Origin of the sequence: Mesorhizobium sp. dw_380 (assembly GCF_018588885.1) — a bacterium.
Lineage (GTDB): Bacteria > Pseudomonadota > Alphaproteobacteria > Rhizobiales > Rhizobiaceae > Mesorhizobium.
Map to the genome: position 1 here is coordinate 18,918 of NZ_JAFFIW010000008.1, position 20,445 is coordinate 39,362.

Here is a 20,445-nt window from a genome sequence, read left to right on the forward strand (position 1 = left end):
GCGCAATTGCCGATATGGACAGCGGGAGGTTGGTGGTGGACGATCCACTCGCCAACCGGGTCAGGTCCGGAAGGAAGCAGCCCTAACGAGCCCGGAACGGGTCATTGTTCCAGCCTCCCACCTCATCGGCCCTCCTCGCGACATTGACGACGCATTGCAGCGCGGGCGAGACTATGCGCAGGAATCGGCGCCTTTGGGCGCGGCCTTTTGGAGCTTAACGGGCGAATGAGCGAAGCCGGAAATTCGGGGCCAAAAAGCCCGGAGAATGGAAAGGCCGCTGCCTACCGCGTGCTGGCGCGCAAATACCGTCCGTCGAACTTCTCCGAACTGGTCGGCCAGGAGCCGATGGTGCGCACCCTCACCAACGCCTTCGCCACCGGCCGCATTGCGCAGGCCTGGATGCTGACCGGCGTTCGCGGTGTCGGCAAGACCACCACCGCGCGCATCCTGGCGCGGGCGTTGAACTACAAGACATCAACCGTGGATCAGCCTTCGGTCGACCTTGCCGTGCTCGGCGAGCATTGCCAGGCGATCATGGAAGGCCGCCATGTCGACGTCATCGAAATGGACGCCGCCTCGCACACCGGCATCGACGACATCAGGGATATCATCGAGCGCGTGCGCTACGCGCCGGTCTCGGCCCGCTACAAGGTCTACATCATCGACGAAGTGCATATGCTGTCGACGCAGGCCTTCAACGGCCTCTTGAAGACGCTGGAAGAGCCGCCGCCGCACGTCAAATTCATCTTCGCCACCACCGAAATCCGCAAGGTTCCGATCACCGTCCTGTCGCGCTGCCAGCGCTTTGATCTCAGGCGCATCGATGCCGGCGCGCTGGTCGCGCATCTCTCCTCGATCGCCGGCAAGGAAGGCATTTCGGTCGACGATGACGCGCTGGCGATGATCGCGCGCGCGGCCGAAGGCTCGGCCCGCGATTCGCTCTCCATCCTCGATCAGGCGATCGCCCATGGCGCCGGCTCCGTCAGTGCTGAGGCGGTGCGGGCCATGCTGGGGCTCGCCGACCGCGCCCGCATCGTCGACCTCTTCGAACATGTGATGAAGGGCGATGTCGCAGCGGCGCTGGCCGAGTTCCGCGCGCAATACGACACCGGCGCCGATCCGGCGGCCGTGCTGACCGATCTTGCCGAGTTCAACCACCTCGTCACCCGGCTGCGCTTCGTGCCGACCGCCATGGACGATGCATCGCTGTCGCAGGACGAGCGCGAGCGCGGCGCCGATTTCGCCGGGAAGCTGTCGGTCAAGGTGCTGTCGCGGACCTGGCAGATGCTGCTCAAGGGCATTCCCGAGGTGCAGTCCTCCAACCGGCCGGTCAGCGCCGCCGAAATGGTTCTGATCCGGCTGGCGCACGCCGCCGACCTGCCGACGCTGGATGAAGCGCTGCGATCGCTGGAGGGGGCCGCACCGGTCCAAAATGGCGCGCCGCGCCCGAATGGGACGACCACAGGCCCCGGCAACGGCAATGGCACCAGCGCAGTGGCTCAGACGCGTATGCCCTCCGGGCCCGGTGGCGCGCAGACCATGCGGCTGGTCGAGGCCACATCAGCCCCTGCCGCCTTCGTCTCGCCTCCGCAGCCGGCGCCGGAGGTTCAGCCGGTGCCTCTCAAATCGCTGGCCGATATCGTTGCCCTTGCCGACGCGCAGCGAGACATCGCCTTCAAGGTGCTGGTCAAGCGCTGCATCCGTCTCGTGCGCATCGAGCCCGGCCGCATCGACGTCAGCCTGACCGACGACGCGCCGAAGCTGCTGCTCAACGATCTGACGACGAAGCTGCGCGCCTGGACCGGCCGCAACTGGCTGGTGTCGCTGTCGAAGGAAGAGGGCGGCCAGACGCTCGCCGAAATGGAATCGACCAAGCGCGAAAACGCCTTCCTCGATGCCAAGAGCGATCCGACCGTTGCCGCCATCCTGGCGCGCTTTCCCGGCGCCAAGATCATCGATGTGCGCATTCCCGACGCGCCGGAGGCAGAGGCCGCCGAGGCCGAAGTGCCGATCGAGCCGCCTGCCGATGACGACGAGACCTGACAAACCAAGACAAGGATCGGACCATGAAAGATCTTCTCGGCCTGATGGGCAAGGCGAAGGAAATGCAGGCCAAGTTCCAGGCCATGCAGGATGAGATCGCCACGCTGGAAGCGTCTGGCCAGGCCGGTGGCGGCCTGGTCAACGTGACGCTGACCGGAAAATTCGAGATGAAGTCGCTGAAGATCGACCCGTCGCTGTTCAAGGAGGACGATGTCGAGATCCTCGAAGACCTGATTCTCGCCGCCCACAACGACGCCAAGGCCAAGGTCGAGCAGATCATGCAGGAAAAGACCAAGGCGCTGACCGCCGGCCTGCCGATCCCGCCGGGAATGAAGCTGCCCTTCTAACCTTGGGTGGCAGCAGGCCCATGACCGACGAGCCTTCCGAAAGACTGATCGAGCAGCGCGTCCGCAACAGGATCTACGAGATCCTGGAGATACTCGCCGACGGCGATGCCGGCGTCGATCTCGTCGGCATCAAGGGCTATTTCAACCTGTTCGAGGATTTCGTGCACCGCCCGTCCATCGAGGCCGGCACGTCGGCGCTGTCGCGGGAGGAGCGCTCGGTCGTGCTGGAGATCGCCGAGTTCCTCGAGGCGGCCTCCGAAACAAATCCCGATTTTACCAAGGCCGAATTCATCGACAGCGACTGGCCGGGAAGGATCGCACCGGCGGCCAGGGAGGCTCGTGCGCTTTTCCTCAGGCGCGGCCTGTTTTCGGAGAAAATCGAGGAGCTTGAGCCCGGCCAGCCGGCCGCGGTGGCTGCAGGGCGGTAAAGCGGTCCAGGAAACGCGCGACTCGGGTTGCCCGAGAGGCAATTGCGGCGAAACCAAGAGAGGGCGGTCATCGGGTTTGTGAAACGACGGCTCGATCTATCTGAAAAGCCTCGAAATTGTGCCAATTTTGCAACAGTACCCTGCTAATAACGTTTTGGCCATCATTTTGCCCGAAAGTGTCTCATTCTTGCCGCAGCCTGGGGGCGGGCATCGAAGTGAAGTGAGAGGGTTACCTGTTGATTGTCACGCGATGGAAGGCGCCGCTGTTGCTCGGCGTCGTCACCTCTCCGCTGTTCCTGGCCGCTTGCAGCCAGACCACCTCGCACGGCATGTCCGTCGCCAGCCTGACCGACGCCATCACGCCGAGTTTCCTGAACTCGCGCGCCTACAGCCACACGCCGAAGGATAGGGAATGCCTGGAAAGGGCGATGTTCTTCGAATCCAACCGGTCGAGCCGTGACGGCATGATCGCGGTTGGCACGGTGGTGATGAACCGGCTGCGCTCCGGCCAGCATGGCAATACCATCTGTGAGGTGGTGGGCGAGCCCGGGCAGTTCGCGCCGGGCGTCATGACCAGGCCGATGAATTCACGCGCACTGCCCGATGTCGAGGAGGCCGCCGACGCCGTGCTCAAGGGCGAGCGCAAGGCCAAGCTCAAGAACACGATGTATTTCCACACGGCGGGCCTGCGCTTCCCCTACAACAACATGCATTACACCATGGTTGCCGGCGGCAATGCCTTCTACGAAAAGCGCGGCCGCAACTGGCAGCCGCTGCCCGATGAGCCGATGGTTGCGTCAGTGGCGCCCGAAATGGTGAAGCCGGCCGCACCGGTGACGATGGTCGCCTCGGCGGAGCCGGCGCGCCCGGCCAACACCGCTGTTCGCACCGCTCCGGCGCAACAGGTCTACATGACCGCCGCTGCGGAACCGGCACGTCAAACCAAAACGAAGATCGCCCCGGTTCAAGACGCCTATGTCACCGGCGCCGTGGCGCCCACGGCAAAGTCGGCGCGCGTTACGGCAAAACCGACCATGGTCGCGATGCAGGAGCCGATGGAAGAACCGGATGCCGCCCGGTTCGGCGGAACCTTGAACACAAGGGTCATCAGCTCGGTTCAGGGTGCGCCGCAAGAGGCATCGATGGGATTCCAGTCGACGCCCGAGAACACCGACGCCATTGGTGCGATGATCGTCAGCCAGGGTCGGCCGCTCGAAACCAACTGATCCGCGTCGCCACGCTTCCTATGGCAGCATGGCGGACCATGCGCGGACTGGGATGTTTCAAAGCGCTCTGAAAAATCCTGGAGCGGTTCACAGTTTCGCGGAAACGGTGAACCGCTCCAGCTTTTCGTTTTGGCACAATTCCGGACGGAAAACCGCTTCGCACTTTTCCTGGAATTGCTCTAGATCAGTGCGATGTCCAAGCGAATCGCCGGTCCCGAGATCGAACGCCTGATCCAGCTCCTGGCCAAGGTGCCGGGGCTTGGTCCCCGTTCGGCCAGACGCGCGGCACTGCACCTGATCAAGAAGAAGGAGCAGTTGCTGTCGCCGCTCGCTGTCGCCATGGGCGAGGCCGCCGACAAGGTGCGCATCTGCACGACCTGCGGCAATGTCGATACATCGGACCCCTGCATGATCTGCACCGACCCGCGCCGCGATGCCGCCACCCTTATCGTTGTCGAGGATGTCGCGGATCTCTGGGCGCTGGAGCGCGCGGCGGCGATGAACGTACGCTACCATGTGCTCGGCGGCACGCTGTCGCCGCTCGACGGCATCGGCCCCGACCAGCTCAACATCCGCTCGCTGATCGACCGTGTCGCCGGCGGCGAGGTCAAGGAAATCATCCTTGCCGTCAATGCGACGGTCGAGGGCCAGACCACCGCGCATTACCTCACCGACCAGTTGTCCGGCTTCGACATCAAGGTGACGCGCCTTGCGCACGGCGTACCGGTCGGCGGCGAGCTCGACTATCTCGACGAAGGTACGCTCGCCGCGGCGCTGCGCTCACGGACGGCGTTTTGACGCAACTGGCGGACGGGGGCGGATTCATGATTGTTGCGCGTCCTTCGAAACTGGTGCCAAGCGCCCCCCTCTGTCCTGCCGGACATCTCCCCCTCAAGTGGGGAGATCGACTGTTGTCTCTGCTTTCGCCAATCTCCAATGCTGGAGAAGAAACGCCGAGCGCGAAACTGCCAATCTCCCCCCTTGAGGGGGAGATGTCCGGCAGGACAGAGGGGGGCGCTATAGAACGCAGCCTTCGCCAGTTTTGTCTTGCACTCTTCCTGGCTGCGCTCTCTTTCCTTGTTCTCGTCCTCCCCGCCTCCGCCGCCAAGATCGACGACCAGTTCCGCGCCTGGCTGCAGAACGACCTGTGGCCGCAAGCCAAGGCGAAAGGCATTTCGAAGAACACTTTCGATGCCGCCTTCGAGGGCATCAAGCCCAATCTGAAGCTGCCCGATCTTGTCATGCCCGGCGAGAAGCCGAAGACGCCGCAAAAGCAGCATCAGGCCGAGTTCGGCTCGCCGGGTGCCTATTTCGCCGAGAAGACGGTTCGTGCGGTGACGGCAGGCGGACGCGCGCGTGAAGCCGCCAATGCCAAGACTATTGCCGCGATCGAAAAGCGCTATGGCGTGCCCGGCGAGATCCTTCTGGCGATCTGGGGCCGCGAGAGCGGCTTCGGCGCGGCGAAAATGCCTTATGACGCCTTCGAAGTGCTGGGCACCAAGGCGTTCATGTCGACCAAGAAGGATTTCTTTCGCACTGAGCTGCTTGCGGCGCTGGAAATCGTCGAACGCGGGCTGGCCCCGGTTGGCGCCATGAAATCGTCCTGGGCCGGTGCGCTCGGCCAGCCGCAATTCATGCCGACCTCGTTCCTCAAGCATGCCGTGGATTTCGACGGCGATGGACGCGTCGATATCTGGAACTCGACGCCCGACGTGCTCGCCTCGATAGCCAATTATCTCGTCCACTATGGCTGGGTGAGGGGACGTGGATGGGGGTTCGAGGTGACCGTGCCTGAGAACGTCTCCTGCTCGCTGGAGGGCCCGGATCAGGGCAAGAAGATTTCCGAGTGGGCTGACATGGGCATCAAGCGCGTCGGCGGAAAGCCGTTTCCGGCGAGCGAGCTGAAGGCCGAAGGCTTCCTGCTGATGCCGGCCGGCCGCAGCGGGCCGGCTTTCATCGCCACGCCCAATTTCTACGTGCTGAAGGAATACAACACCAGCGACCTCTACGCGCTGTTCATCGGCCACGGCGCCGACCGCATCGCGCATGGCGATCAGAACTTTTCCGGCAGCTGGGGCCCGGTCGGCGATCTCCACCGCTCCGACATTGCCGCCCTGCAGCGGGCGCTGCAAGCCAAGGGCTATGATGTCGGCAACGCCGACGGCCTGCCCGGCTTCAAGACCCGCCGCTCTATCGGCAAGTGGCAGGCCAAGAATGGCGAGGCCGCGACCTGCTTTCCCGATGCCGGCCTGGTCACCGCGCTGAAGTAACTGAAACATTGGCGCATTTTGCCGCATCGGCGGGGCGGATGGCGGAGTTCTGTGGGTGTCGCATAAATGCCCGTTGCCGGCTGTGAAGCCGCCCGATATGGTGTTGACCAACTGGACAAAAACCACGACGGTAAGTGGTCAGAGGGCCCGCTATCGGCCCCAAAGAACGCCGCAATCCTGGGCCGGGAACTCAGGTCAACAAAACAGGGAACAACTACAATGATGATGGAAAAGTTTGCTCTACGCTCTCGTATCTTGCTTGCGGGCGCGGCGATGTCGGCGCTGCTTCTGGCTGGAGCGCCGGCTGGCGCGGTCACCCCCGCCGACACGCTGGTCGAAGGCTTCGCGATCGACGACATCATCTCCATGGATCCGGGCGAGGCGTTCGAGCTGTCGACCGCCGAGGTCACCGGCAACACCTATGACCTGCTTGTCCGCCTCGATCTCAGCGACACGTCCAAGGTCAAGCCCGATCTCGCCGAAAGCTGGACCGTATCGGACGACGGCCTGACCTACACTTTCAAGCTCAAGCCCGGCCTCAAATTCGCCTCGGGCAACCCGATCACGGCGGCCGATGTCGCCTATTCCTTCGAGCGCGCCGTCAAGCTGGACAAGAGCCCGGCCTTCATCATCGGCCAGTTCGGCATCAGCGGCGACAACGTCACCGAAAAGGCCAAGGCTGTCGACGACACCACATTCCAGTTCACCGTCGACAAGCCCTATGCGCCGAGCTTCGTGCTCAACTGCCTGTCGGCCACCGTCGCTTCGGTCGTCGATGCCAAGCTGGTCAAGGAACATGTCGCGGCGGCGACGCCGAGCGCCGACTACAAATGGGACAATGACTTCGGCAATGCCTGGCTAAAGACCGGCTATGCCGGCTCCGGTGCCTTCAAGCTGCGCGAATGGCGCGCCAACGAAGCCGTCGTCATGGAGCGCAACGACAATTACAACGGCGAGAAAGCCAAGCTCGCCCGCGTCATCTACCGCAACATGAAGGAGAGCTCGGCGCAGCGCCTGGCGCTCGAAGCCGGCGATATCGATGTTGCCCGCAACCTCGAGCCTAACGACCTCGACGCCATCGCCAAGAACGCCGATATCACCACCACCAGCGCGCCGAAGGGCACGGTCTTTTACATCAGCCTCAACCAGAAGAATGCGAACCTCGCCAAACCCGAGGTTCGCCAGGCCTTCAAATACCTTGTCGACTACGATGCGCTGAGCTCGACCATCCTCAAGGGCATCGGCGAGATCCACCAGACCTTCCTGCCCAAGGGCGTGCTGGGTGAGCTGGATGAGAACCCGTTCAAGCTCGACGTCGCCAAGGCCAAGGAACTGTTGGCCAAGGCCGGCCTGCCGGACGGCTTCAAGGTGACCATGGACGTGCGCACCGGCCAGCCGTACACGGGCATGGCGGAATCGATCCAGCAGACTCTCGGCCAGGCCGGCATCAAGCTGGAGATCATCCCGGGCGACGGCAAGCAGACGCTGACCAAATACCGCGCCCGCAACCACGACATCTATATCGGCCAGTGGGCCAGGACTATTTCGATCCGAATTCCAACGCCCAGACCTTTGCCTCGAATCCGGACAATTCGGATGCCGGCAAGTCTCATACGCTTGCCTGGCGCAATAGCTGGGACATTCCGGACCTGACCAAGCAGACCGAGGCTGCCTTGCTCGAGAAGGATTCGGGCAAGCGCGCCGACATGTACAAGGACCTCGAGAAGAAAATTCTCGATACCAGCCCCTTCGTCATCATTCACCAGCAATTGGAAGTGGCCGGACTGCGCAAGAACCTCAAGGGCTTTGCGCTCGGCCCGAGCTTCGACACCAACTTCGTCGGGCCGGTCTCGAAACAATAAACGCCGGCGGACGCGCAGCATGAGCGCAGTTGAAAACGAGGGCGGGCGCGGCGGCGCCCGCGCCTATGCCCTCGCGTCGTCGCTCGGCCGTTTCCTGGTCATCGCGGTGACGACCTATCTCGGTCTTCTCGCGGTGACCTTCTTCATCGGCCGTGTCATCCCGATCGATCCGGTGCTGGCGGTGCTCGGCGACCGGGCGCCGGCCAATGTCGTCGAGCGCACGCGGCGCGAAATGGGTCTGGACCTACCGTTGGTCGAGCAGTTCTACATCTATGTGAAAAATGCCCTGAGTGGCAATTTCGGCACTTCGGTGCTGACCACCAATGCGGTGATGACCGACATCCGCCGCGCCCTTCCGGCCACCACGGAACTGGCGACGCTGGGAACACTGATCGGTGCGCTGTTCGGCGTGCCGCTCGGCGTGCTGGCCGCCGTCAGGCGTGGCAGCCTCATCGACCAGATCGTGCGCGTCATTGGCCTGATCGGCTATTCCGTACCGATCTTCTGGCTCGGCCTGCTCGGGCTTGTCCTGTTCTACGCCAAGCTGCAATGGGTGGCCTTTCCGGCGCGGCTCGATGTCGTCTACGAATACACCTTCACGCCGATCACCGGCTTCTACCTTCTCGATGCCGCGATGCAGGGGCAGTGGGATGTCTTCTGGGACGCCTTCCGGCACATTGTCCTGCCGGCCTCGCTGCTCGGCTATTTTTCGCTCGCCTATATCAGCCGCATGACGCGCTCGTTCATGCTCAACGAACTGGCTCAGGAATACATCGTCGCTGCGCGCGCCAAGGGGCTGTCGGAAACCCGCATCATCTGGGGGCACGCGCTGCGCAACGCGGCGGTGCCGATGGTCACGGTGATCGCCCTTTCCTATGCCGGACTGCTTGAAGGCTCGGTGCTGACCGAGACCGTGTTCTCCTGGCCGGGCATCGGCCTCTACATCACCAACTCGCTGCAGAATGCCGACATGAACGCCGTGCTCGGCGGCACCATCGTCATCGGCTCGGTGTTCATAGCCATCAATCTCCTATCCGACCTGCTTTACCGCCTGCTCGATCCGAGGACGAAATCCGCATGAGCGTCGAGGCGATCCAGAGCCGTCGCGACTGGCTGCTCAGCGAGCGGCCGGCGTCCCGCGCGCAGGCGAGGCTCGGCCGCGCCTATGTTGCGTGGCGGCGGTTCTCAGCCAACAGGCTGGCGTTTGTTGGCCTGCTCATCATCATAGCGCTGCTGGTTGTTGCCGCCTTTGCCGGCGTGCTGGCGCCCTATTCGCCGAGCTTTGGCGACCTCAAGAACGCTCGTCTGCTGGCGCCGAGTGCGGAGCACTGGTTCGGCACGGACGATCTCGGCCGTGATATCCTTTCGCGCATCCTCTACGGCTCGCGCTGGACGCTCTACGTGGTCATCCTTGTCGCCGTCATCGCCGCTCCCATCGGCCTGCTGGTCGGCACCGTCGCCGGCTATGCCGGCGGCTGGACTGACGCCATCCTGATGCGCATCACCGACATCTTCCTCGCTTTCCCCAAGCTGGTGCTGGCGCTGGCCTTTGTCGCCGCTCTCGGCCCCGGCATCGAGAATGCGGTGCTGGCGATCGCGATCACCTCCTGGCCGCCCTATGCGCGCATCGCCCGTGCGGAGACGCTGACCGTGCGCAATTCCGATTACATCAAGGCGGTGCAGCTGATGGGCGCTTCGCCGTTCCGCATCGTGCTGCGCCACATCATGCCGCTCTGCATCTCCTCGCTGATCGTCCGGGTGACGCTCGATATGGCCGGCATCATCCTGACCGCTGCCGGTCTTGGCTTCCTCGGCCTCGGCGCTCAGCCGCCGCTGCCGGAATGGGGCACGATGATAGCGTCGGGTCGTCGCTTCGTGCTCGACCAATGGTGGGTGGCCGGAGCGCCGGGCTTCGCCATCCTCATCGTCAGCCTCGGCTTCAACCTGCTTGGCGACGGCCTGCGCGACGCACTCGATCCCCGCAGCGGTGACCAATGAGCACACTTCTCGAGGTCGAGGACCTGCGCGTCACTTTTCCGACCCGCACCGGGCTGATCGAGGCGGTGCGCGGCGTCTCTTTTTCGCTTGGCCGCGAGCGCCTTGGCATCGTCGGCGAGTCGGGCTCAGGCAAATCCCAGACCGGCCGCGCCATTATGGGGCTGACGCCGCCCCAGGCCCGGATATCGGCGAAGAGACTGGCCTTTGACGGCATCGACCTGCTCAGCATCTCGCCGCGCGAACGCCGCGCACTGCGGGGAAACCGCATCGCCATGATCCTGCAGGACCCAAAATATTCGCTCGACCCGGTGATGAGCATCGGCCGCCAGATCGTCGAGACGCTGCGCACGCATGAAAAGGTCGGCAAGGCCGAGGCGCGCGAGCGGGCGCTGGCCATGCTCGAAGCGGTGCAGATCCGCGACCCCAGGCGCGTCTTCGACCTGCATCCGCACGAGGTGTCGGGCGGCATGGGCCAGCGTGCGATGATCGCCATGATGCTGATCGCCGGGCCGGAAATGATGATCGCCGACGAGCCGACCTCGGCGCTCGACGTCACGGTGCAGCTCGACGTGCTCGGCATTCTCGACCGGCTGGTCAGCGAGCGCGGCATGGGGCTGATCTTCATCTCGCACGATCTGCGCCTGGTCTCCTCCTTCTGCGACCGCGTCATCGTCATGTATGCCGGCAAGGTGGTCGAGCAGCTCAAGGCCTCGGAATTGAGCCAGGCCCAGCATCCCTACACGCGCGGCCTGCTCAACTGCATGCCCAAGATCGGCGCCGACCGTCACCCGCTGCCGGTGCTCGACCGCAAGCCGGAGTGGGCGGCATGAGCTCTGCGATTGCCCTCGACAGGCTGGAGGTGATCTTCGACCGGTTTCGCGCGCTCAACGGCGTCAGCCTCGATGTACAGCCGGGCGAATCCTTCGGCCTGGTCGGCGAATCCGGCTCCGGCAAATCGACGCTGCTGAGGGCAATCGCCGGCTTGGCGCCGGTCGCCTCGGGCAACATCACCGTCAACGGCAAGACGCTTGGCACGCGCCGCGACAAGGCCTTTTACCGCGAAGTGCAGATGGTCTTCCAGGATCCGTACGGCTCGCTGCATCCGCGCCAGACAGTCGACCGCCTGCTGCAGGAGCCGCTTGCCATCCATGGTTTTGCCGACGGCGAAAAGCGCATCGAACGCGCACTCGACGAGGTCGGCCTCGGCAACGGTTTCCGCTTCCGCTACGCACATCAGCTCTCGGGCGGCCAGCGCCAGCGCGTGGCGATCGCGCGCGCGCTGATCCTCGAACCGTCGATCCTGCTGCTCGACGAGCCGACCTCGGCGCTCGATGCCTCGGTGCAGGCGGAGGTGCTCAACCTCCTGGAAGAGGTCCGCCGGCGGCGCAAGCTGACCTTCCTGATGGTCAGCCACGACCTCGCCATCATCACCCACATGTGCGAGCGGCTGATGGTGATGCAAGGCGGCGAGGCAGTGGAGAATCTGGCGGCGGGCGACCTCGTCGAGCGCCGCGTCACCAAGGATTATACGCGCAATTTGTTACGAGCCAGCGACGGGTTTGTGAGAGTGTAGCTGAATTTTCGACGTCGAGTTCCTTCGCGCCCCCCTCTGGCCTGCCGGCCATCTCCCCCACGGGTGGGGAGATCGGCTGTCATCTCGGCTTTCGCCAATCACCATCGTGGCATGCTTGAGCGTGGCGCGGAAGCCGCCGATCTCCCCCTTGTGGGGGAGATGTCCGGTAGGACAGAGGGGGGCGCACGGAACGCGACGCTGATCGCAACTTGTCTTCAAACCCTGCCGCTTTCCGGGATGATATCATCGGCCGGAGCGGTGCGCTCCTGCCTCTCCTTCGGCTCCTTGATCCTGAACCAAGTCACATAAAGCGCCGGCAGGAACAGCAGCGTGATCGCCGTACCCGCGATGATGCCGCCCATCATCGCATAGGCCATCGGCCCCCAGAACACTTCGCGCGCGATCGGGATCAGTGCCAGACTGGCGGCGGCCGCCGTCAGCGCGATCGGCCTCATGCGGTGTTCGGTCGCCTCGATGACTGCAGCCCAACGGTGCTTGCCGTCCCGGACGAGGTCCTCGATCTGCACGATCAGGATGACCGAGTTGCGGATCAGGATGCCGATCAGCGCCAGCACGCCCAGGATGGCGACAAAGCCGAGCGGCGCGCCGCTCGGCACAAGGGCCGCCACCACGCCGATCAGGCCGAGCGGTGCCACGGCAACGACCAGGAACAGGCGCTGGAAGCTTTGCAACTGCACCATCAGGATCGTCGCCATGACGAACAGCATCAACGGCACGACGGCGGCGATCGGTCCCTGGCTTTTGGCACTCTCCTCGACCGAGCCGGCGGTGGCGATCGAATAGCCTGGCGGCAACTTGGCGATGAAGGCATCGACCGACGGCTTCAGTTCGTTGACGACCGTGGCCGGCAGCACGTCGCCGACGAGGCCGGCCCGCACGGTGATCGTCGGAATGCGGTCCCGCCGCCACACCGCCGGCTGTTCGAGGTCGTAGCGGAAGTTGGCGACCGCCGCGAGCGGGATCGCTTCGCCGGTGCTGGTCGGCAGCTGCATGTTCTGCAACGTCCCGATCGAGCCGCGCTCGGCCTCACGTGAGCGCGCGACGACATTGATCAGATAGGTGGCGTCGAGCACTTGCGTGATGGTGGCGCCGCCGACCGTGCTGTTCAGCGCGCTGGCGATGTCGGAGGAGGTGATGCCGAGCTGGCGTGCCTTGTCCTGCAGCACGTCGACCCTCAGCACGCGTTGCGGTTCGTTCCAGTCGAAGGTCGGCGCGGCGAGCTTGGGATTGGCCGAGATGACGCCGGCGAATTGCTGCGCCAGCCCGCGCACCGTCTGGATGTCGGGCCCGCCGACGCGGTACTGCACCGGACGGCCGACCGGCGGCCCGAGCTCGAGCGGCTTGACGAAGGCGTCGGTGCCGACGAATTCCTCGCGCAGCAGCTTCTCCAGCGCCGGCTTCACCCGGTTGCGCGCCTCGATGCTCTTGGTGACGATGACGGTCTGCCCGAAATAGGGGTTGGCCGGCTGCACGTCGTAGGCCAGTACGAAGCGCACCGCGCCCTGGCCGATATAGGACGAGAAATGGTCGATGTCGGGATTGCCGACCAGCGCCCGCTGCTCGAACCGCTCCATCTGCTCGCGCGTGTCGGCGATCGACGCATTCTGCGGCAGGTTCCAGTCGACGATCAACTCCGGCCGGTCCGATGGCGGGAAGAACTGCTGCTGCACCAGGCCGAAGCCGGCGATCGAGGCGGCAAACACCAGCACGGTGACGATGATGGTCAGCCAGTGATGGCGCACCGAGCCGACAAGCACGCGCCGGAACAGCGAGGTGAGGCGGCCCGGCTGGTCGTGATGCTTGGTCTTCATCGTCGCCGGCAGGATGGTGACGCCAAGCAGCGGCGCAAACAGCACCGCAACGATCCATGACACCAGCAGCGACACGGCGATGACGACGAAAAGGGTGAAGGTGTATTCGCCTGCGGCGCTGTTGTTGAGGCCGATCGGGATGAAGCCGGCGACCGTCACCAGCGTGCCGGTCAGCATCGGGAAGGCGGTGGAGGTGTAGACATAGGTCGCCGCCTTGCGCAGATTGTCGCCGACCTCCAGCCGCGCCACCATCATCTCGACCGCGATCATCGCGTCGTCGACCAGGAGCCCGAGCGCGATGATCAGGGCGCCCAGCGAAATGCGCTGCAGCGAGATGCCGAGATAGGCCATGACCGTGAAGGTGATGGCCAGCACCAGCGGGATCGACAGCGCCACGACGAAGCCGGCGCGCATGCCGAGGCTGATGAACGACACGGCGAGCACGATGGCGACAGCCTCGAACAGCGCGCGCGTAAAGCCCGAGACGGCCTCTTCGACGATGACCGGCTGGTCGGCGACCAGATGCACGCCGACGCCGACCGGCAGGTCGGCCAGCACCTTGTCCATTTCCTTGTGCAGTGCCTCGCCGAACTCCAGCAGATTGGCGTTGGGCTTCATGCCGATGGCCAGCCCGATCGCGTCCTGGCCGTTGAAGCGGAACAGTGCCGTCGGCGGATCGACGTAGCCGCGCCTGATCGTCGCCACGTCGCTCAGCCGGAAGAAGCGGTCGTTGACGCGCAGATTGATGGCGCGAAGGCTTTCCTCGGAGGTGAACTGGCCGCCGACGCGCACGCTGATGCGCTCAGGCCCCGACTGGATGACACCGGACGGCGTGATCGCGTTCTGTGCTTGGAGACTCGCCACGATCGCCTGCTGGTTGAGACCGAGCGCTGCGATCTGGCGGGTCGAGAATTCGAGATAGATCGCCTCGTCCTGCGCGCCGACCAGGTCGACCTTGCCGGCATTGGGCACGGTCAGGATCTTCGTGCGGGCATCCTCGACATAGTCGCGCAGCTGGCGCGGCGTCAGCCCGTCCGACGTGAAGGCGTAGATGTTGCCGTAGACGTCGCCGAAGCGGTCGTTGAAGAACGGCCCCTGCACGCCTTGCGGCAACTGTGCCGCGATGTCGTTGACCATGTTGCGCACCTGAATCCAGTTCGGCACGACATCACGCGCCTTGGTGGTGTCCTTCAGGTTGACGAAGATGACGGTCTGCCCGGCGGTGGTGACGGATCTGGTGAAGTCGAGGCTGTCGAGCTCCTCGAGTTTCTTCTCGATGCGGTCGGTCACCTGCTGCACGGTCTCCTTGACCGAGGCGCCGGGCCAGTTGGCCTGGACGATCATCGTCTTGATGGTGAAGTTGGGGTCTTCCTCGCGACCGAGATTGAGGTAGGAGAAGATGCCGGCCACCACGAAGACCAGCATGAAATACCAAACCATGGAGCGATGGCTGAGGGCCCAGTCGGAGAGATTGAAGCCCTTCATCAGACGCCGCCCTCCGGCACTTTGACCTTCTGGCCTTCACTCAGGCTGTGGACACCCGCCGTGACGACGCGCATGCCGGCCTCAAGCCCTTCGGTCACCGTGAAGGTGCCGCCATACTTCGACGCGATCTTGATGTCGCGCGCGCTCACGCTCGATGTCCGCGGGTCGACGATCCACACCTTGTCGGAACCATTCTTTTGGAGCAGTGCCGACATGGGCAGTTCGATCGTCGGCGCCACCTTGGTCATGCGGGTCGCTGTTACCGTCGAGCCGAGCCGGAAGGCCTGCGGCGGATCGGTGAGCGCCAGCTTGACGCGCCGGGTGCGGGTCGAGCCCTCGGCCTGCGGCGCGATCTCGCGCAGTTTGGCCTCGGTCTGGATCGTCGGCAGCGATTGCAGGATGACCTGGAACGGCGTGCCGGCGCTGAGATCGCCGGTCAACTGATCGGGAATATCGACCACCGCTTCGCGCAGGTCCGAACGCGCCACGGTGACGACCGTCTGGCCCGCCGAGACCGTCTGGCCGACCTCGGCGCCGACGGCGGTAACGACGCCGTCGAAATCCGAGAACAGCCTGGCATAGCCAAGCTGTTCCTGTGACTTGGCAAGCGAAGCCTTGGCCCGCTCCACATTGGCCTCGGCCGCCTTCCTTGCCTGCTGCGCGGCATCGAAGACAGCCTGCGTGGCATTGGCGGCGGCAAGCAGCTGGCGCTGGCGCTCCTCGCTTGCGGCGGCGTTGGCGAACTGTGCCTCGGCGTTGGAGAGTTCCGCCTTGGCCGCCTGGACAGCGAGATCCAGCGCGGTTGGATCGAGCGCGGCGATCGTCGTGCCCTTGCTGACGATGTCGCCGACCTTGACGTCGCGCGAGACAACCCGGCCAAGCAGGCGGAAAGCAAGGTCGGCGCTGACCTGCGGCTCGACCGAGCCGGCAAAGCCGAAAATCTGCGTGGTGCGCGGCTCGACCACCACTGACAGCACCGGCCGGATGATCTCCGGCGGTTTTTCCTCCGATTTCGAGCAGGACGCGAGCGCGCCAAGCATGAGCACGCCGAACAGGATATGTGGCAGCCGGCTCATTGGCCCGCTCCCGATATCTCGATCGTCTGTCCAGGACTGAGCAATTGTCCGCCTGACGTAACAACGCTTTGCCCCTCGTCCAGTCCCTTGGCGATCACGACCGTGCCCGAATCGAAGGCCAGCACCTCGACCGGCGCCATCGTCACCGCCTTGGTCGACGGATCGACGATCCAGACCGCCGGCTTGCCGGCGCTGGACGTCAGCGCCTGCCAGGGCAGCAGAATCGCCTTCGCCGGCTTGGCACTGACCGAGCCGATGACGGCCGCACCCAGCGGCATCCCCGCGGGCGTGTCGGAAATGCCGACCTTGACCCGGATCGAGCCCGAAGCCGGATCAACCGCCGGCGAGATTTCGCGCACCTTGCCCGTCGTCCTGATCTGCGGGTCGGACAACAATGTGATCGTCACCGCCGGAGAGGCCGGTGTCCTGGCGACCAGCGTCTCCTGGACGTTGAACACGGCGTCACGGTCACCGTCCTCGGCGACAGTAAAGACGGTCTGCGCCGCTTGCACCACCTGGCCGGTTTCGACCTGGCGGGCGGTGATGACGCCGGCGGCACCCGCCTTGAGCTCGGTGAAGGACAGGTTCTGCTGGGCGTTGGAGAGGGCGCTCCGCGCCGCATCGACGCTGCCTTGCGCAACCTTCAGCGCCTGGTCGGCCGCGTCATAGTCGCGCCTGGTGGTGAAGCCCTGCGCAAGCAGCGTCTTCTGCCGCTCGAAGGCGGCGGCGGACTGGGTCAGCTGCGCCTGCGCTGCGTCAAGGTCGGCCTGTGCGGATCGCAGATCGGATTCCTGCTCCTGCGGATCGATGCGGGCAAGCACAGCACCCTGCTCGACATGCTGGCCGACATCGACAAGCCGCTCGGCGACGCGGCCGCCGACACGGAACGACAGATTGTTCAGCGTGCGTGCCGCGATCACCCCGGTCAGCGAGGTCCTCGGTGCATAGTCGGCCATCGCCACAGTCTCGGTGCGCACCATGATGGGCAGTTTTTTGGCTGCCGCTTCCTGCTTCTGACAACCGGCCAGCAGCAACGCGGCCGTGCAGACGCATATTGCCGGGATGGCTGGAAAGGACGAAAGGCTGGAGATCTTGACGGATGGCGGCGAGACGGACGATGTCGCGTTCCTGCTCATGGGCTCCCCCAGCCGCAGGCTGCTCGCTGATCGCGATACCGCGCGGACATCAGAAGGATAGTCGATCCCCCGAAAAAGGGAACCGGTCTCGCACGCGTATCGCCCGTCTGGTTGAGGGCCGGGATGATCCGCCTGTCGCAGGCCCAATCGCCTGCCGGTGGTGCCGACTTGAGCAAAACGTGAAATAAGGTCAGAAGACATCTGATCAACGAGAACGGGCGCCGGCCCGATGAGGGATATCATGAAGAATTCAGCCATTTCGGAACGCAAGAACCAGTCGATCTCGCGCGGCGTCGGCATGACCACGCAGATCTATGCCGACCGGGCTGAAAACTCGGAGATCTGGGATGTCGAAGGCCGCCGCTATATCGACTTTTCCTCGGGCATCGCCGTCGTCAACACCGGCCACCGCCACCCCAGGGTGATCGAGGCGGTCAAGGCGCAGCTCGACCGCTTCACCCATACCTGCCATCAGGTTGTGCCCTATGAGAGCTATGTGCGGCTGGCCGAACGGCTGAACGCCATGCTGCCCGGCAAGTTCGAGAAGAAGACGATCTTCGTCACCACCGGTGCCGAGGCGGTCGAGAACGCCATCAAGATCGCCCGCAGCGCCACCGGCCGTCCGGCGGTCATCGCCTTCGCCGGCGGCTTTCATGGCCGGACCTTCATGGGCATGGCGCTGACTGGCAAGGTCGTGCCCTATAAGGTTGGCTTCGGCGCCATGCCGGGCGACGTCTACCACGCGCCGTTCCCGGTGCCGCTGCACGGCGTTTCCACAGCCGATTCGCTGGCCGCGCTCGACCGGCTGTTCAAGGCCGATGTCGATCCGGCCCGCGTCGCCGCCATCATCGTCGAACCGGTTCAGGGCGAGGGCGGTTTCTACGAGGCGCCACGCGAATTCCTGACCGCGCTGCGCAAGCTGTGCGACCAGCACGGCATGCTGCTGATCGCCGACGAAGTGCAGACCGGCTTTGCCCGCACCGGCAAGATGTTCGCTATGGATCACCATGAAGTGGCGGCCGACATCACCACCATGGCCAAGAGCCTGGCCGGCGGCTTCCCGCTGTCGGCGGTCACCGGCCGCGCCGAGATCATGGATGCGCCCGGCCCCGGTGGGCTCGGCGGTACCTATGGCGGCAGCCCGATCGGCGTCGCCGCGGCACACGCCGTGCTCGATGTGATCGAGGACGAAAAGCTCTGCGACCGCGCCAACGCGCTGGGCGCGCGGCTGAAGCAGCGCCTGCAGTCGATCCGGGACGACGTGCCCGAAATCGTCGATATCCGCGGCCTCGGCTTCATGAACGCCGTCGAGTTCAACGACGTCAAGAAGGGCTTGCCGTCGGCCGAGATCGCCAATGCCATCCGCTTGAAGGCGCTCGACAAGGGCCTGATCCTGCTGACCTGCGGCGTCTACGGCAACGTCATCCGTTTCCTGGCGCCGATCACCATCCAGGACAATGTCATGAACGAGGCGCTCGACATCCTGGAAAGCTCGATCCGCGAAGTCTGCGCTGCGTAGCGCCCTACCTCCCCCTTGTGGGGAGGTCGGACCGAAGGTCCGGGTGGGGGGCCTGGCGCCCCACCCCGCTGCTTCGCCTTGAGGGTAGGCACGTACTAGCCCGCAGCGCGGGCAGGTTCATCTTGCTGGAAAGCGGCCAGCGCCGCTTTCAGCCCATCCGGCCCGGCCGCAACGGTCTGCGGTTTCGGCGAGAAGCCGGCGCCCAGCATCTTGCGGCCAAGCATGTGGTCGCCGGGGCGGTTGACCGATTCGATGCCGAGCAGCCGGTCGCCGGCATAGTGGTAGATCGAGAACTTGTTGTCTGGCAGGTCGCCCAGCACGACATGGCTGTCGCCGCCGGCGGTCAGGCCGACCATCTGCAGCTTCATGTCGCCGATGTCGGACCAGAACCAAGGCACGGCCGAATAGGCATCGGCGTGACCGGTGATGGTGCGCGCCGCAAGGCGCGCCTGGTCGGTGGCGTTCTGCACCGATTCCAGCCGCACGTCGCCGCCGGTGAACCAGTGCCGGTAGGAAGCGGCGTCGCCGATGGCCAGGATATCCGGTGCCGAACTGCGCATCTGGTGATCGACGCGAATGCCGTTGGCAATCGTGAGACCGGCTTCCTGCGCCAGTTCGACATTCGGCACGGCGCCGATGCCGACAATGATCATGCGCGCCGGCAGCTTTTCGCCTGACGAGGTGATCGCGGCCGTGACATGACCGTTTTCGCCTTCGAGCCTTGCAATCGAGGTGCCGGTGAGGATGCGCACGCCTGTCGCTTCCAGCCGCTGGCGGACATGGCTCGCCACCACCGGCGCCACGGCGCGGCCAAGCAGCCGGTCGACTGCCTCGACGACTGTCACACTGCGGCCGGCCGCCCGCAACGTGGCCGCGATCTCCAGTCCGATGAAGCCGCCGCCGAGGATAACGACATCTTCGCTGCGGGCGCTCAAGTCCCGGATCAGCCGCGCATCGGCCAGCGATCGCAGCGACAAAACGCCGGCCAGGTCCGAGCCCGGCAGCGGCAGGAGCCGCGGCCGCGATCCGGTCGCTAGAATCAGGTTGTCGAAGGCAAGCGCGCCGCCGCCAGCGATCTCCAGGCTAGCGCGGCGGGCATCGATACGGTCGATCCGGATGCCCGGCCGGTAGTCGATGGCACTGCCGGTGTAGAAGGCTTCGCCACGCAAAGGTTGCGGTTTGGCCTCGGCATCCTTGATGAAGGTCTTCGACAGCGGCGGCTTGTGGTACGGCAGTTCATTTTCGTCGCCGATCAGGATCACCGGCCCGTCATAGCCGTCCTCGCGCAGGCTTGCCGCCGCTTGCACGCCCGCATGACCCGCACCGACAATGACCACGCCGTTCTTCATCGCATTCCAATCCCGACTTGATTCTAGAATGTCTCGCCAAGTGGCAATTGTCTGGCGCCGCCGCAAGAGTGGGCTTGCGGGTCGCACCCAGGACGCCGGCTGTCAATCGTACAGTTCCACCGCAACGCCGGTGCAGCTCGGTCGTAAAGTTGACTGTTGTAGTTTAGAATAATTCTAAATTATTGTTTCGATTGGCTTTTCCCGTCGATTTTCGTTGACTTCCATCGGCGTCGAAGCTTTATGGGGCCCTGCGCGCTAGCGCATCCCTTTGATGTCTGGGCCTTGAACCCGTTCGATTGGA

General features: G+C 64.5%; 15 protein-coding genes, 1 other RNA gene and 1 pseudogene. 13 read left to right on the forward strand and 4 right to left on the reverse strand.

Going from position 1 to position 20,445, the window contains the following annotated elements; all coding sequences use genetic code 11:
* The first annotated feature begins 24 nt into the window (after nt 1-24).
* The 12 genes and pseudogenes from ffs to JT360_RS10305 all read left to right on the forward strand — a co-directional run bounded on the left by ffs (nt 25) and on the right by JT360_RS10305 (nt 11,747).
* Nucleotides 25-121, forward strand: an RNA gene (gene ffs / locus JT360_RS10250) — signal recognition particle sRNA small type.
* Nucleotides 122-225: 104 nt separating this feature from the next.
* A complete protein-coding gene (locus JT360_RS10255) occupies nt 226-2,043 on the forward strand; it encodes a DNA polymerase III subunit gamma/tau (protein WP_214471426.1) in 1,818 nt (605 codons plus the stop codon).
* A gap of 23 nt (nt 2,044-2,066) precedes the next feature.
* Nucleotides 2,067-2,390, forward strand: a complete 324-nt coding sequence (locus tag JT360_RS10260; protein WP_172347094.1) for a YbaB/EbfC family nucleoid-associated protein — start codon at nt 2,067-2,069, stop codon at nt 2,388-2,390.
* Between the two features lie 20 nt (nt 2,391-2,410).
* Complete coding sequence (locus JT360_RS10265; protein ID WP_214471427.1) at nt 2,411-2,818, forward strand: hypothetical protein; 408 nt, start codon at nt 2,411-2,413, stop codon at nt 2,816-2,818.
* A 236-nt stretch (nt 2,819-3,054) separates the two neighbouring features.
* Nucleotides 3,055-4,044, forward strand: coding sequence for a cell wall hydrolase (locus JT360_RS10270; RefSeq protein WP_214471429.1), 990 nt, complete (start codon nt 3,055-3,057; stop codon nt 4,042-4,044).
* Between the two features lie 192 nt (nt 4,045-4,236).
* On the forward strand, nt 4,237-4,842 hold the full coding sequence (recR, locus tag JT360_RS10275) for a recombination mediator RecR (protein ID WP_214471431.1): 606 nt from the start codon (nt 4,237-4,239) through the stop codon (nt 4,840-4,842).
* 194 nt (nt 4,843-5,036) lie between these two features.
* The gene (locus tag JT360_RS10280; RefSeq protein WP_214471434.1) at nt 5,037-6,314 is read left to right on the forward strand and encodes a lytic murein transglycosylase; all 1,278 of its coding nucleotides are present in this window, start codon (nt 5,037-5,039) and stop codon (nt 6,312-6,314) included.
* Between the two features lie 219 nt (nt 6,315-6,533).
* Nucleotides 6,534-8,176 (forward strand): annotated as a pseudogene (locus JT360_RS10285) (ABC transporter substrate-binding protein).
* Nucleotides 8,177-8,195: 19 nt separating this feature from the next.
* A complete protein-coding gene (locus tag JT360_RS10290) occupies nt 8,196-9,257 on the forward strand; it encodes an ABC transporter permease (protein ID WP_214471436.1) in 1,062 nt (353 codons plus the stop codon).
* Complete coding sequence (gene nikC, locus JT360_RS10295; protein WP_214471438.1) at nt 9,254-10,174, forward strand: nickel transporter permease; 921 nt, start codon at nt 9,254-9,256, stop codon at nt 10,172-10,174. The genes JT360_RS10290 and nikC overlap by 4 nt, the downstream gene beginning before the upstream one ends.
* A complete protein-coding gene (locus JT360_RS10300) occupies nt 10,171-11,004 on the forward strand; it encodes an ABC transporter ATP-binding protein (protein ID WP_214471439.1) in 834 nt (277 codons plus the stop codon). Before nikC ends, JT360_RS10300 begins: the two co-directional genes overlap by 4 nt.
* Nucleotides 11,001-11,747 (forward strand): ABC transporter ATP-binding protein, encoded by a 747-nt coding sequence (locus tag JT360_RS10305; protein WP_214471440.1) that lies wholly within the window; start codon nt 11,001-11,003, stop codon nt 11,745-11,747. Before JT360_RS10300 ends, JT360_RS10305 begins: the two co-directional genes overlap by 4 nt.
* 215 nt (nt 11,748-11,962) lie before the next feature.
* Here the strand turns inward: JT360_RS10305 and JT360_RS10310 are convergent, their stop codons facing one another.
* Genes JT360_RS10310 through JT360_RS10320 form a run of 3 tightly spaced genes read right to left on the reverse strand, consistent with a single transcriptional unit; the run spans nt 11,963 to nt 17,276 of the window.
* Complete coding sequence (locus JT360_RS10310; protein WP_214471441.1) at nt 11,963-15,064, reverse strand: efflux RND transporter permease subunit; 3,102 nt, start codon at nt 15,062-15,064, stop codon at nt 11,963-11,965.
* The gene (locus JT360_RS10315) at nt 15,064-16,140 is read right to left on the reverse strand and encodes an efflux RND transporter periplasmic adaptor subunit (protein ID WP_214471442.1); all 1,077 of its coding nucleotides are present in this window, start codon (nt 16,138-16,140) and stop codon (nt 15,064-15,066) included. The genes JT360_RS10310 and JT360_RS10315 overlap by 1 nt, the downstream gene beginning before the upstream one ends.
* Nucleotides 16,137-17,276, reverse strand: a complete 1,140-nt coding sequence (locus tag JT360_RS10320) for an efflux RND transporter periplasmic adaptor subunit (RefSeq protein ID WP_214471443.1) — start codon at nt 17,274-17,276, stop codon at nt 16,137-16,139. The genes JT360_RS10315 and JT360_RS10320 overlap by 4 nt, the downstream gene beginning before the upstream one ends.
* Before the next feature lie 241 nt (nt 17,277-17,517).
* On the opposite strand from JT360_RS10320, the gene JT360_RS10325 reads away from it, so the two are divergent.
* The gene (locus JT360_RS10325; RefSeq protein ID WP_214471444.1) at nt 17,518-18,795 is read left to right on the forward strand and encodes a 4-aminobutyrate--2-oxoglutarate transaminase; all 1,278 of its coding nucleotides are present in this window, start codon (nt 17,518-17,520) and stop codon (nt 18,793-18,795) included.
* A 95-nt stretch (nt 18,796-18,890) separates the two neighbouring features.
* On the opposite strand, the gene JT360_RS10330 is transcribed toward JT360_RS10325, so the two are convergent.
* Nucleotides 18,891-20,144, reverse strand: coding sequence for an NAD(P)/FAD-dependent oxidoreductase (locus tag JT360_RS10330; protein ID WP_214471445.1), 1,254 nt, complete (start codon nt 20,142-20,144; stop codon nt 18,891-18,893).
* Between the last annotated feature and the right edge of the window lie 301 nt (nt 20,145-20,445).